Here is a 14,697-nt window from a genome sequence, read left to right on the forward strand (position 1 = left end):
ACTTAATGTGCTTCTTTTTTCTTTATAGTGCCCACCAAACTTTTGAAGTAGTATTTGTAACTACTGTTGCATTTGGATTATATAATCTTTCATTAGAAGGTGTAGGTAGTCTTTGAGGTATTTGTGACGGAGCTACATCTGGATTTGCTATCAAAACAGGAAAACCAGTTCTTCTGTAATCATTGTAAACTTCTGGATTTGTAAATAAAGCAATATATTTTTGCTCAATTATACTTTTTACAGAAACAGTAGTTGTTACTGTGTTTACAAATGTATTGTCTACTGATCCAACATAGTTAAGTAAAGAGGCTGATACAGCATCTTTAAAGGATTGTTGTGCACTTGCGTCCCCAGTAAGTAATTTTGCTTCTGCTTCAATGAATTTTGCTTCAGCAAAAGTTACCATTCCTAAAGGTTTTGAAGGTGAAGTTCCATCACTAGAGCTTCCAACAATAGCTGGTCCTAAATCTGAAGCATCATTGTTTTCTTGGTTTGTTGCAAGACCTGTGAAGTTGCCGTCGGCATCTTTAGCAACAAAGCGAGGTAATCTAGGATCACTTGTTGATACCAAATAATCTACAAAATATTTACCCATTTTGATGTAATTTGGCCTTGCACTTGCAAATGCATACCATTGATTCCAACTTGAACTAGCATCAGCAGAAAATACAGCATTCATATCATCTGAATTTGCTTTCATTCCTTTTGCTAAGTAAGTAATAGCTTTATTGGCAGCAACTGTTGCTCCGTCACGATTGGTTAATCTAAGTGCAAATCTTGCTTTTAAAGTGTATGCTGCTTTTGTCCATAGAGATACATCACCACCATAAATCAAGTCATCAGAAGCTGGAATTTTTTTGTTTGCCGATGCTGGTTTTGCAAGGTCTACTATTGCATCATCTAATAATTGTTGCAATTGAGTGTAGACATCTTGTTGTTTGTCATAAGCAGGTTGAATAATACCAGTAAGACCTTGAAAGGCTTTACTTAAAGGTACATCATTCCATAAATCTGTCGCCTTTGAAACGTTGAGAGCTAATAGTATTTTTGACATTCCTGAATAGTAAGGATTGTCGGCACCATTTTTTTTAATGTTGTCACTTGCAGTAAGGCCTGCGTTTTGATATAGAGTACTCCATGAATTATCCATGTCTGTCTCAGAAAATGTATATGTAGCGTAGGCTAAATATTGACCATCGTTTCCTGCTATCTGTTGTGTTAGTAATGAAGTTATCCTAGAAAGATCCCCAGAGTGTATATTAAAAGTTGCTACTTCTGTTTGTGTTAACAATAAAGCAGGAGTTACCTCTGTAGGATTGTTTGGATTCTCATTAAACGTGTCTATTTCATTCTGACATGAAAAGACAGTTAATACTGTTAATATTAATATTATTTTTTTCATTTTTTCTTTTTTAGAGTCCTAATTTTAATGCTAATGAAACTGATTTTGATCCAGGGTTGTTGAAATAATCAAAACCTTGTATGTGTGATCCTGCTCCAGTTAAGCTTGTTTCTGGATCTACTCCTTTATAGTTAGTGTCTAACCATAAGTTTCTGCCTGATAAAGTAATTTCTAAATTTTGGACAAAACTTAATCCTGCTTTTTGTATATCATTAAAACGATAAGATATCGATACATCTCTTAAACGAACCCAATTCACGTTTTCAATATTTTGTGATTGTACTTGTAGTACATCTCCTTTATATTGTTCAAAATATTTCTGTGCACTTATAGGTGTTGTATTTGCAGAGCCATCTGTATGAACTCCAGGAATTATGTAATTCCCTCTGTCGTTTTCTGCTGACTCTTCAGAAAGTCCATATCTTTGGATTCTTCCTCTTGTACCATCCCAAACATCACCACCATGTCTGAAATCTAGTAAAGCTGAAAGGGTAATTCCTTTGTATGTAAATGTGTTTCTTAAACCTCCAAGCCAATCAGGGTTTGTATCTCCAAGAATTTTTTGCTGAGGATCTGCTTGTGGTAATCCGGCAGCAGTAACTATTACATTACCATTTGTGTCTCTTAAAAAATCTGTACCATACAATATTCCTAGTGGTTTTCCAACAATCGCAACATAAGCTGGATTACCAAATCCGGCCTCTGGTTCATATTGACTAACGCCATTTGCTAAGCTTGTAACTTTGTTTTTATTTTTAGACCAATTTACTGCGAAATCCCATGTGAAATCATTTCCTTTAATAACTTCATAGTTGATTTCTACTTCAATACCTTTGTTTTCCATCGAAGCATAGTTTCCATATTGAGATGAAAATCCAGATGAAGGTGCAATTGGGAATCTAATCAATAAATCTTTTGATTTTGCTTGATATACATTGACATTTAATCCTAATCTGTCAAGTACCTTTAGTTCTAATCCAATTTCAGTACTACCTACGCGTTCTGGTTTTAAATTAGATTGTCCAAGTGTTGATGCGTATCCAAAACCATTTTGACCATTGTATGGTACTGTGTTGCCGTCTGTATATCCATCTGTTTCTGTTAATTTAGCATAATAAGTTTGAGTTAAATAAGCTTGTGGTGCGATACCAACATCAGCATATCCAAAACGTATTTTTCCTAAATTTAACCAACTTTGATCCAGTGGCTTGCTGAACAACCAAGCTACTGAGCCAGCTGGATAACTAAAGCTTTTTTTGTCGCCATATGATGAATTCCAGTCATTTCTTATACTTCCAGTTATATATACTTGCTCGTATAGAGAAAAGTCGGCTTGTGCGTATGCAGATCTTCCCATAATTTTTTGATCATAATTAGAAGTTCTGAAGTTGCTTGCATTACTTAAATTATAAAAGTTTGGTATTGCAAGTTTATCACCTCTGCTAAATTGATCTGTAAAAAAATCTGATCTTAAATTTCCTCCAGCAGTATAATTTAAGTCTATATGATCAGTTAAGTTAACTAAACCATTAAAAATTAAATCACCATTAAAAATTTGAGTGTTAATGTTTTCTATATTTATTTGTCCAGTACCATCATTTGAGCTGTTACCAAAAGATGATATTGCATATACTTGTTTTCTCGCATCATTAGCAGAGTCCCATCCTCCTCTTAAAGTTACATTTAAGCTTTTAGATTGATTGTATACAACGCCTAAATTTCCATAGGTTCTATTTACCTGACTTACATATGGGTTTTCATTTGCAGTATAAAATGGGTTATCATATGCTGAAAAATAAGTATTTTGAAAACCAAGTTCGTTTTTATAGTCTCTTAGGTCGTAAGTTGTTGGTGTTCGGTATAGACCTAGCATTACACCTCCAAGGGTACTCCCATTTTGAACCATAGTAGTTGCTGTTCTAACAAAAGCAGAACTTCCTACTACTTTAAATTTATCAGTTAGCTTGCGTTCTCCACTGATTAAAATATTTGTTCTCGTTAATCCAGTACTAGGAATCATTCCGTCTTGCTTTGTGTATCCAAAAGAAGTTCTAAATGTTCCTTTATCATCGCCACCATAAAATGCTAAGTTTGTGTCAGTTCCAACCCCTGTTTGGAAGAAGTTGTTTGGATTGTCATAAAATTTTGCTCCAGGAACACTGCTGATTAGTGGTCCCCAACTTTTTTGAGTTCCATTACTTTCTCCTGCGTCACCTGTTCCATACAGACCATCTGGTCCTGATTGAGCAGGCGCTATATATGTTCCAGAATCACCCGCAGCATATTTTGATTGTAATTTAGGTAATTTGTTAACGGTAGTTACTGTAGTGTTGAATGACAAGTCTACACCAATACCTCTTCTTGATTTTCCTTTTTTTGTTGTGTATATGATTACACCATTTCCTGCGCGTTCGCCATATAGTGCTGCAGCTGCTCCACCTTTCAATACGGTAACGCTTTCTATATCGTTTGGATTAATATCCAGTGCTCTATTTGATAGGTTAGTTCCTGATAGATTGGTGTTGAATGGGCTGTCGCCTGTAGAATTTGCTTGTGTATCATTGTTAAAGGGTACGCCATCAACAATTATTAAAGGATCAGTAGATCCTGAAATTGATTTTTGTCCTCTAATTACAATTTTACTGGAAGCCCCAGGAACTCCGCCAGATCCAGTAATCTGTACGCCAGATGTTTTTCCGGCTAGACCCTGAATAACATTTGATTCTCCAGATCTCATTAAATCTGTTCCTGATACAGTAGAAACACCATAACCAAGAGATTTTTTTTCTCTCTTAATACCTAATGCTGTTGTAACAACTACACCTTCTAGCTCTACTGAATCATCTTTTAATTTAACATTAATCGTTGTAGAACTTGCTGCTACTTCTTGGGCTTTCATTCCAATGTAGCTAAATGCCAAAATTTGGCTTGAAGATGCTTTGATAGAGAATTTACCATCAAAGTCTGTTTGCGTTCCAGTTTTTGTTCCTTTAATTAATACACTCACACCTGGTAAAGGTATGCCTGCATTGTCGGTAACAGTTCCTGAAACAGCTCTTTCTTGCGCGAAAGTAAGTTGCGCAACTAGTACTAATAAAAGCACTAAGAATCCATTGAACTTTAGTTTCATTTTTAAATATTTTGAATTAGTCTCACAAAAATCTTAATAATTTGTTAATCTACCTAATATAAAAAGCTTTTTTTTTAGTTAAATTATGATTTTACTACGAGATATTGTTTTTTTATAGTTAAAAAAGATATGTTAATTCTAAATTCGTAATTTTTTGATTGAAATATGATAATAATGAAAAATATTGTTAATGACTGAAATGTTAAATTTAAGAAAATTAGGGTTGGAATTCTTTTTTTTATAACTTTTGCAAAAAAAAACCACCTTTTTTAAAAGGTGGTTTTTAATTTAAATTATCTTAGGGTTATCTTTTTATTTATCCCAGAATATTTTTGTGCTTAATTTATCTCCTCCAATTGAAGTTGAAGCAGCATTATAATTAGTAGCATTTAATGTTTGCTCTCTAATTGGATATGCCATTCTTGAAGGTACTTGACCTCCGGCAGCAGCATCTGCATTTGCTGGTGGTATAAGAGCAGGAAAGTTTAGTCTTCTTGTAGAAGTCCATCCTTCAAATCCTCTGTTGAATAATGCATACCACGCTTGTTCTCCAACTTTTTGTTGCCATGTTCCTGTTGCTGTTGCGTAAGCTACTGCAGGTTGCAATAAATAAGCGTCTGCATCTGCTGTAGATACTCCCCAATCTTTCATAGATGCTCTAATAGCTGCTTCGTAATGAGAATCTATAGTCCCGCTTACAGCTACGCCTCTTCCGGCTGCTTCTGCTAATAAAAATTCAACTTCGGCATAATCTAATAAAGTACCGCTAAAATCAGGAGCCTTAATTTTGCTGCTTACATGTGTATATCTGGATTGGCTATTTTTTGATCCAACGATACCTCCTCTGTAACCTGTAATTGTTACTAATTCGTCAGTTGCAGGATCAGTATCTTTATAGGTTGGTTTAAAATAAGGGGTTTTTCTAGGGTCATTTAATGTTACCAAAGCGTCAACAAATGGTTTTGCAACCACAAAGTCGTTTCTACCTGAGAATACCATATCGACATAAAGTGGATTAGTATTAGGGAGATTTAACATATAAGGTAGTTTGGCACTATCAGCATTAGAAGTAAATCCGCCTGCTGCTCCTGATATAATTGTTGCATCTGCAATTGCAGCTTCCAAACCTGATGCTTTAAGGTTTATTCCTAATTTTAGTTTGATACTATTAGCGAATTTTACCCAAGCACTCAAGTCATCGTTATAAATTACTTCAGCAGTTCCAAATGCAGATTGTGAAAGATCAATAGTAGCGATATCATTGTTTAAACGAACTATAAGGTCTTTATAGATATCTACTGCCTTATCATATTTCGGAAGATAATTTCCGGATCCTTTCAGGGCTTCAGAATAAGGTACGTCACCATATGTATCTACTAATATTTGATACGTGTATACAGATAAAATATCAATAAGTATCAATTGGTTTTTTTTGATAATGGTTTTTTGTGCAAATTCTGGATCTGTTGATAAAATCACGTCTTTTTCTGTGAAATCTTTTGCTTGTGCAAGCTCTGCTAAACTTCCGGCATAAAGTCTGTCCCAGTGATTATCTGAAATTTTACGGGTTACCCAGTTGTAGGTTGATTCATCTAGATAAGTAGTTTCTGTCCATTGTTGGTTTACTAATCTAAATATGTTTTTATTTACATTGGTGTTAACCAGCTGTTCTGTTAAGCCTTTTTCTGCATTAGTAAATAATGTGCTTGCGGGTACTACAGAAGGGTTTTTTACATCTACATTTAAGTCTGTTAGGCTATTATCATCACAAGAAATTGTGAGAATCATAATTCCTAAAGCATATATTAATTTTTTCATTTTTTCAGTATTAAAATTTGAATGTTAAGTTAAATCCAATATCTCTAGTTGTTGGTAATGATCCAACTGAATAGCCTCTTGAGCTGTTTCCTGAAGATAGTCCGCTTTCTGGATCTGCGTAAGGTAGATTTTTACTGATTATCCATAGATTCGATCCTACAAGGCTAGCTGATGCAGAGCTTAGGAATGTATTGTCGAACATGTTTTTTGGAAAGTTGTATGTAATTGATACTTCTCTTAATTTTACAAATGAGGCATCGTAAATAAAGGCTTTGTTTGGTGCAGCTTGATATCCTAAGCTATTTGCGATAGATCCTCCTTTTGTTTTTACAGTATTTGGGGTTCCGTTTGGAGCTACTCCAGGGTTTAAAGTTCCATTTTCTCTGATATCGCCTACAGCAGTTTCTTTGTATAATCCTGATGCAAGACCATAATACATATCTAATGAGAAAATATCTCCACCTTTTTGAGTGTCAATTAAGAATCCAAAAGTTAAGTTTTTGTAACTGAATTTATTTCTAACACCACCAATCCAATCTGGAGTTGTGTTTCCTATGGTGTTGTTTGAAGATGTAGTGATCATGTATTTTCCGGTAGCCTGATCTATGGTTGGCTGTCCGTTTGTATACACGTAATCTGTTCCTTTTAATGCTCCGTATGCTTCTCCTGGTGCTGCGTTTACTGTAACACCTCCTTGGAAAGCACCTAGTTGAAGATTGTCTAGACCGTTTGGTAAAGAGATAACTTTACTTTTGTTATTCGACCAGTTTACGATGATTTCCCAAGTAAAATCTTTTGTTTTAATTGGAGTTCCGCTTAATTGTAATTCTAAACCTGTGTTTTCGATATTACCTCCGTTCACTACTCCATTAGTGTAGCCAGATGCAGAAGAAACAGCTGCCGAAACGATTTGATCAACAGAATTTGTTTTGTAATAAGTGATGTCAAATCCTAAACGTCTGTCAAATAAACTTGTTTCTAAACCAGCTTCAAATGATTTTGTTCTTTCTGGTTTAAGATCTGGGTTTTTATTAATGCTGCGGAATGGAAGTAATAATGAATTAGTATAAAGAGGCTGTCCTTGAAAGTTTGAAACTCTCGTATAGGTGTTGTTAAGCTGTAGGGCATCGGCGTCATTTCCAACTTCAGCATAGTTAATTCTGAATTTTCCAAGACTCAACCAATTTGTTTTTACAAGATTTGAAAACAAGAAAGATCCTGAAACCGCTGGGTAAACATAAGAATTATTGTTGTCTGGTAGTGTAGACGAAACATCTCTTCTTACAGAAGCGTCTATGAAGTATGTGTCTAAAAATCCGATAGATCCTTGAGCGTAAATACCATTAACACCTGAAGATATTTTTGCTTCTTTTGGGAAAGGTAAATCTAAACGTGAATTCGATAAGGCATATATTCCAGGTACTACTAGTCCGCCAACAGTTGATGCTAGTACACTTTCTCTGTCATTTCTTCTTATGTTTGTTCCAAGAACTCCATTTACGCTGATGTTGTCTCCGAATTTTTTGTTAAAATTCAACATAAAATCGTAGTTGATTTCTTGAAAGCTGATATCGTTTCTTTGGTATCCAGAAGATTCGTTAACTGGTGAAAGACCAAATCCTGAAGCAATAGATCCTATAGCTCTTCTTTCTTCTTGAAGTTGTTTGTAAGTGTCTAGTGAAACTCTTCCTAACGCGCTTAACCATGGAGCAATGTCATAATTAAGAGATGCATAACTGAATAAACGTGTTCTGTCATCTGAAGAGTAATTTTGATAACGAGTGAAATACGGGTTGTCCCAATATGCAGGTACTAAACCTTCTGGAGATGTTGGGTCTGCCCAGTTCCATGTTACGTTTTGCCCGCCTGAGGCAAAGTAAACATCTTTTAAAGCTCTAACATCTGTATTTGTTTGCCACCATTGTCTGAAGTTACTCATGATATTGTCATTGTAACCGGTAGAGTTTCTACCCACAGTACTTTGCAGTGTAACCGAAGCGTACGCGTTAGCGGTAAGTTTGTCGGTTACTTTTTGGCTAAATCTTGCGCTTATTTGATTTTTCTTTAGCTCACTATTTGGTAAAATACCGGTTTGGTTAGTGTTTACATAAGTAAGAGATAGGCTTGATCTTTCTGTAGATTTTTCAAGAGCTATGCTGTTAACAAATGTATGAGCGTCGTTGAAGAATTTTGATGGGCCATTTTTTGCAGCTGTCCATGGAGTGGCCTTGCCGTAATTTGGTGAAAATGGTGTAAAAGCATCCCATTGGTAAACTGGTTTGTTGTCAAATGCGTCTCCATCGGATGCGTCATTTGATGTGTCTACCGTGTCAGGTGTTCCGGTTCCTAAAAACGAGGAGCCAAAACCATATCCTGATCCGTATCTGTTTTGATATTCAGGAAATGTTTTTTTGTCAATACTTCCGTTGGTAAATCCGCTTGAGAACGAGAAGCCAATTTTATTGTCTGATTTTCCTTTTTTCGTTGTTACCATAACAACTCCATTTGCGGCTCTTGAACCGTAAAGTGCTGTTGCAGCTGCTCCTTTAAGGATGTTAATGCTTTCGATGTCTTCCTGGTTGATATCTGATGCATTGTTTCCGTAATCGTAACCTCCACCTCCAACTTGTTGAGAAGTTGCATTTGAATTCGAGTTGTCAATAGGCACCCCGTCAATTACCCATAGTGCTTGGTTATTTCCTGTAAGAGATTTGTTTCCTCTTATCACGACATTGGTAGAGCCTCCAAAATTGTTGTTTCTTTGAACTTCGACACCGGCAGCTTTACCGGATAAAAGGTTAGCAACGTTAGTATTACCTGCTCCGCCATTAATGTCTTTTCCTGCAATTTGTTGAGAAGCATATCCTAGAGATTTTTTTTCTCTTTTAATCCCCATGGCGGTAGTTACTACAACGCCTTCAAGTTGTTGAGCATCTCCGGATAATTTAGTATTAATTTGAGATGAGCTTGCTGTAATTTCTTGAGATTTCATCCCAATGTAACTAAAAACTAAAATTTGGCTTGTTGCTGCTTTGATGGAATATTTACCATCAAAATCTGTTTGTGTTCCGGTTTTTGTTCCCTTGATTAATACACTTACGCCTGGTAGTGGCATGCCTGCATCATCGGTAACTGTACCAGAAACAGCTCTTTCTTGCGCGAAGGTTAACTGCGCGAATAGTACTAATAATAGCACTAAAAATCCATTGAACTTTGGTTTCATTTTCTTAATTATTTTGAATTAGTCCTACAATATTCATAATAATTTGTTAATAAACCTAACGTTATGTTAATGATTTTTGAAGAAAGATTAAAATTTAACATTATAACAGATGGTAAGAATACTGTTATAAAATTTGATTTCCTCTTTGTTTACGCGGCCATTGGCGATAATTATTTTTAAAAATCCGCTTTCAGTAAGTAGTCCTAATCCTGCACCTAAAGAAAATAAATTACTATTTTTTTTACCATTGTTAAAATTGGTTTGGTCTTGAAAGATGCCGTAATCGATTATTGTATGCAAGTATAAATTTTTAGCGGTGAGATAGCGATATTCAGTTAAAATTAAATTTACATTATTGCCTTGAAGGCTGTTTTCCGCAAAACCCCGAATTGAATTTAAGCCTCCAAATCGAAATAATTCATTCGAAATATAGTTTTTACTTTTTAGATAAAAATTTTGTGAATTTATGTAGATAAAGTTCTTTTTGTTTAGTTCAAAATTATAAGACAGATTTAGATTAGTATAAAATTGTTTGCTTGATTCGGCAGTATTGGGATTATTATTTGTGTCTCTTTTTCCATATCCAATTACAAGGTTCAAATATGTCTTTTTTGGGAAAAGGTTGTTTGTGTAATCAGGTTTTTTGTATTCGAAAGTCGAAGTTGTAAAGGTGTTTTTGTAATCGCTTATTGTTGAGTTGTTTGTGTTTTGGATGTCACTTGATTCTGTTGATTGATATCCTAAATATATTCTTGTGTTGTAGTTTAAATAATACCCCAAATCAATTGCGGTTTTGGTATTTTGAAAAGTGCTGTCTTGCTTAAATATGTTTAGTTGTGCTTTTAGGCCTAATGAGGATTGAAATATATAAGGGATTTCTAGCTTTGTATTAAATGTTGTTTGTTTGTTGCCATCACTTTTCCAGTACAATGAAAATTGTTCGCCGGCATGAAGTGTGTTTAGTAAGGCTATATCAAGATAGCCGTTTAAGGTAGTTTTTTTGTTTTCATCATTTGAAAATCCAATATAACCATCAAAAGTATTTGCTTTTCTCTTTTCAATATAAGTATAGATTTTTGTAGAGTCATTTGTAAAAAGTATTTGTGGATATTTTGTTTGAGTGACAAATTCATAACTATTGATGTCGTCATGCAATTCTTTTACTACTTCTTGATTAAAAGTTTTATTGAGGTATTTTTTGTTTAATTGTTTTAGATGACCTTTTGGGAAATATTTGTTCTCTTCGGGATTTATTTGACTTAGAATAATGGAATTTACACTGCGTTTTTTTTCGGATTTAAAATTTAAATCCGCGTAAATTATTAAATTCTTTCTTTTGATATTTTCAAGTTTTATTTTGCTAAGCGCAAAACCTTCTTTTTCGGCATCAATTATTTTTTGATTAAGGAATTTTTCGACTTCATTATAAGAGATTATTACAGTGTCATTTTTTGTTTCTGATAAAGTCGAAAAAAGAGTATTTACACCTATATATATATGTATCTCTTTTATTCTTGTTTTTAGCTCTATTATAGACCTGTAAGTGCTGTCATTTATTTGCTTTATTTCTGTGATTTGATTGTCTAAAAAACCTATTTTGGTTAATTTTTGAGAAGTATTTTTTACTTCGTCATATAATAATTTAATATTTGGATGTTTTACGGTGTAATTTACAGAGTCGATTGTCTTACTTTCTGTTGTGGTTGATCCATTTATTTTTAAATAAAAATTTTGGGCTTGGCTCGATAAGCTTAGAGAGAAAATGAATATGTATAGTAGGTGTTTCAAAACTAATTGTTTGGTTTTTAAAAGTATTGCAAATATCAATTGTTTGTTTGTAAAAACATAAGCTTAAATAATGTTATTGAAAATTAATGAATTAACGTTTGTATAGTGAAAAATATTTTATACATTTGCAACCCCGTAAAAAGCGGGAATTTAATATACATAATAAATTTTTAGTATTAATTATGCCAACAATTCAACAATTAGTAAGAACAGGAAGAACTCAGATAACTAAGAAGAGTAAATCGGTTGCTTTAGATTCTTGTCCTCAAAGAAGAGGGGTTTGTACGCGTGTTTACACTACTACACCAAAAAAACCAAACTCTGCAATGCGTAAAGTTGCGCGTGTACGTTTGACAAATGGTAATGAAGTGAATGCTTACATCCCTGGAGAAGGACACAATTTACAAGAGCACTCGATAGTATTAGTTAGAGGTGGAAGGGTAAAAGATTTACCAGGTGTTAGATATCATATCGTTCGTGGAGCGCTTGACACGTCAGGAGTTGCAGGAAGAACGCAAAGAAGATCTAAGTACGGTGCTAAACGCCCAAAAGAAGCAAAAAAGTAATTTAAAACGTTAAGAGTTGGAGGTTAGGAGTTAAGAGTTGGAGATTAAAACTTATGTTGAAGTCTGTAACGCATAACATTTAGCGGATAACCTATAACTTTTTATTAAAAAAAAGACATGAGAAAAAGAGCGGCAAAGAAAAGACCACTTTTACCAGATCCAAGATTTAACGATCAATTGGTAACACGTTTTGTGAACAACTTAATGTGGGATGGTAAGAAATCTACAGCTTTCAAAGTATTTTATGATGCAATTGACATCATTGAGTCTAAAAAGCAGGATTCAGAAAAATCTTCATTAGAAATTTGGAAAGATGCTTTAACAAACGTTATGCCTCACGTAGAAGTACGTAGTCGTAGAGTAGGTGGAGCTACATTTCAAATTCCAATGCAAATTAGACCAGACAGAAAAATTTCTATGGCAATGAAGTGGTTGATACTTTATTCTAGAAGAAGAAATGAAAAATCTATGGCACAACGTTTAGCGTCAGAATGTTTAGCTGCTGCTAAAGAAGAAGGTGCTGCGGTTAAGAAAAGAATGGATACTCACAAGATGGCAGAAGCTAACAAAGCTTTCTCTCACTTTAGATTTTAATTCGTAAGAAATGGCTAGAGATTTAAAATATACAAGAAATATTGGAATTGCTGCTCACATTGATGCTGGTAAAACAACAACAACTGAGCGTATCCTTTTTTATACTGGAAAGTCACATAAAATTGGTGAAGTACACGATGGTGCTGCAACAATGGACTGGATGGCTCAAGAGCAAGAAAGAGGTATTACAATTACTTCAGCTGCAACAACTTGTGAGTGGAATTTTCCAACTGAGCAAGGTAAAATTTTGCCTGAATCTTTGCCATACCACTTTAATATTATTGATACTCCGGGACACGTTGATTTTACTGTAGAGGTAAACCGTTCTTTACGTGTACTTGATGGTTTGGTTTTCTTATTTAGTGCTGTTGATGGTGTTGAGCCTCAATCAGAAACTAACTGGAGACTTGCAGATCAATACAGAGTTCCACGTATGGGATTCGTAAACAAAATGGACCGTCAAGGATCTAACTTTTTGGCAGTTTGTCAACAAGTTCGTGATATGTTAAAATCAAATGCTGTTGCAATCACTTTGCCAATTGGTGAAGAAAATGATTTCAAAGGTGTTGTAGATTTAGTAAAAAACCAAGCTATCATCTGGCATGATGCTACTCAGGGGGCGACTTTTGATATTGTGCCAATTCCTGAGGATATGATTGCAGAGGTTAAAGAATACAGATCTATTCTTATTGAAGCAGTTGCTGATTATGATGAAAATCTTTTAGAGAAATTCATGGAAGATGAAAACTCTATTACAGAAGAAGAAATCAACAACGCTTTAAGAGCTGCTACTATGGATATGGCTATCATCCCGATGATCGCTGGTTCTTCTTTCAAAAACAAAGGAGTTCAATTCATGTTAGATGCGGTTTGTAAATATTTACCTTCTCCAATGGATAAGGAAGGTATCGAAGGGATTCATCCTGACGATGCTGAATTATTAGAAGAAGATCAAACTAAAATCTTACGTAAACCAGATGTAAAAGAGCCGTTCGCTGCTTTAGCATTTAAAATTGCTACTGATCCATTCGTAGGTCGTTTAGCTTTCTTCCGTGCTTACTCTGGTCGTTTAGATGCTGGTTCTTATGTTTTGAACACACGTTCAGGAAATAAAGAAAGAATTTCTCGTATTTACCAAATGCACGCTAATAAACAAAATCCAATCGAATTTATTGAGGCTGGAGATATTGGAGCTGCTGTTGGATTTAAAGATATCAAAACTGGAGATACATTGTGTGATGAAAAACACCCAATTATTCTTGAGTCTATGAAATTCCCTGCACCGGTAATTGGTATTGCAATTGAGCCTAAAACTAAAGCTGATGTTGATAAAATGGGTATGGCTTTGGCTAAATTAGCTGAAGAAGATCCAACATTTACTGTTAGAACAGATGAGGCTTCAGGACAAACGATTATCTCTGGTATGGGTGAGCTTCACTTAGATATCTTGGTAGATCGTATGAAACGTGAATTTAAAGTTGAAGTAAACCAAGGTGAGCCTCAAGTTGAATATAAAGAAGCGTTTACAAGAACTGCAACACATAGAGAGACTTACAAGAAGCAATCAGGAGGTCGTGGTAAATTCGGTGATATCGTATTTACACTTGAGCCAGCTGATGAAGTTGATGGTAAAGTTCCTGTAGGATTGCAATTTATTAATGCAGTAAAAGGTGGTAACGTTCCTAAAGAATATATACCATCTGTAGAAAAAGGTTTCCGTGAAGCGATGAAAACTGGTCCGTTGGCTGGTTATCAAGTGGATAGTTTAAAAGTAACTTTGACAGACGGATCTTTCCACCCTGTCGATTCTGATGCTCTTTCTTTTGAATTAGCTGCTAGAATGGGTTATAGAGAAGTAGCTAAAGCTGCTGGAGCAATTATTCTTGAGCCAATCATGAAAATGGAAGTTATTACTCCTGAAGAAAACATGGGAGATATCGTAGGTGATATCAACCGTCGTAGAGGTCAGGTTAATGATATGGGTGATAGAAATGGTGCTAAAACTATTAAAGCTGATGTGCCTTTATCAGAGATGTTTGGATATGTAACAACATTAAGAACATTGTCTTCTGGTAGAGCAACTTCAACAATGGAGTTTTCTCACTATGCAGAAACACCTTCTAATATTTCAGAAGCTGTAATTAAAAAAGCAAAAGGTAACGCTTAATTCTTAAGA

General features: G+C 34.8%; 8 protein-coding genes. 3 read left to right on the forward strand and 5 right to left on the reverse strand.

What is annotated here, in order from left to right; all coding sequences use genetic code 11:
- Positions 1-22: 22 nt before the first annotated feature.
- The 5 genes from B0A64_RS04540 to B0A64_RS04560 form a co-directional block, all read right to left on the reverse strand.
- On the reverse strand, positions 23-1,402 hold the full coding sequence (locus B0A64_RS04540) for a SusD/RagB family nutrient-binding outer membrane lipoprotein (protein WP_089478365.1): 1,380 nt from the start codon (positions 1,400-1,402) through the stop codon (positions 23-25).
- A gap of 10 nt (positions 1,403-1,412) precedes the next feature.
- On the reverse strand, positions 1,413-4,505 hold the full coding sequence (locus B0A64_RS04545; protein WP_165769762.1) for a SusC/RagA family TonB-linked outer membrane protein: 3,093 nt from the start codon (positions 4,503-4,505) through the stop codon (positions 1,413-1,415).
- A 339-nt stretch (positions 4,506-4,844) separates the two neighbouring features.
- On the reverse strand, positions 4,845-6,350 hold the full coding sequence (locus B0A64_RS04550) for a SusD/RagB family nutrient-binding outer membrane lipoprotein (protein ID WP_089478367.1): 1,506 nt from the start codon (positions 6,348-6,350) through the stop codon (positions 4,845-4,847).
- A gap of 10 nt (positions 6,351-6,360) precedes the next feature.
- Positions 6,361-9,573, reverse strand: coding sequence for a SusC/RagA family TonB-linked outer membrane protein (locus B0A64_RS04555; protein WP_089478368.1), 3,213 nt, complete (start codon positions 9,571-9,573; stop codon positions 6,361-6,363).
- A gap of 87 nt (positions 9,574-9,660) precedes the next feature.
- Entirely contained in the window at positions 9,661-11,361 is a 1,701-nt protein-coding gene (locus B0A64_RS04560; protein WP_089478540.1) for a BamA/TamA family outer membrane protein, read from the reverse strand.
- A 182-nt stretch (positions 11,362-11,543) separates the two neighbouring features.
- Here B0A64_RS04560 and rpsL point away from each other — a divergent pair, with 182 nt between their 5' ends.
- The 3 genes from rpsL (at position 11,544) to fusA (ending at position 14,688) form a co-directional block, all read left to right on the forward strand.
- Positions 11,544-11,927, forward strand: coding sequence for a 30S ribosomal protein S12 (gene rpsL / locus B0A64_RS04565; RefSeq protein WP_007136570.1), 384 nt, complete (start codon positions 11,544-11,546; stop codon positions 11,925-11,927).
- Between the two features lie 117 nt (positions 11,928-12,044).
- Positions 12,045-12,521, forward strand: coding sequence for a 30S ribosomal protein S7 (gene rpsG / locus B0A64_RS04570; RefSeq protein WP_007803600.1), 477 nt, complete (start codon positions 12,045-12,047; stop codon positions 12,519-12,521).
- A gap of 10 nt (positions 12,522-12,531) precedes the next feature.
- Positions 12,532-14,688: an elongation factor G gene (gene fusA, locus B0A64_RS04575; RefSeq protein WP_074659368.1), complete on the forward strand. Its 2,157-nt coding sequence runs from the start codon at positions 12,532-12,534 to the stop codon at positions 14,686-14,688.
- Positions 14,689-14,697 lie beyond the last annotated feature (9 nt).

Origin of the sequence: Flavobacterium araucananum (assembly GCF_002222055.1) — a bacterium.
In the GTDB taxonomy this organism is placed as follows: domain Bacteria; phylum Bacteroidota; class Bacteroidia; order Flavobacteriales; family Flavobacteriaceae; genus Flavobacterium; species Flavobacterium araucananum.

Coding starts and splice junctions, on each gene's coding strand:
- B0A64_RS04540 (WP_089478365.1), bottom strand. CDS start 1,402: ATGAAAAAAATAATATTAATATTAACAGTATTAACTGTCTTTTCATGT.
- B0A64_RS04550 (WP_089478367.1), bottom strand. CDS start 6,350: ATGAAAAAATTAATATATGCTTTAGGAATTATGATTCTCACAATTTCT.
- B0A64_RS04555 (WP_089478368.1), bottom strand. CDS start 9,573: ATGAAACCAAAGTTCAATGGATTTTTAGTGCTATTATTAGTACTATTC.
- rpsL (WP_007136570.1), top strand. CDS start 11,544: ATGCCAACAATTCAACAATTAGTAAGAACAGGAAGAACTCAGATAACT.
- rpsG (WP_007803600.1), top strand. CDS start 12,045: ATGAGAAAAAGAGCGGCAAAGAAAAGACCACTTTTACCAGATCCAAGA.
- fusA (WP_074659368.1), top strand. CDS start 12,532: ATGGCTAGAGATTTAAAATATACAAGAAATATTGGAATTGCTGCTCAC.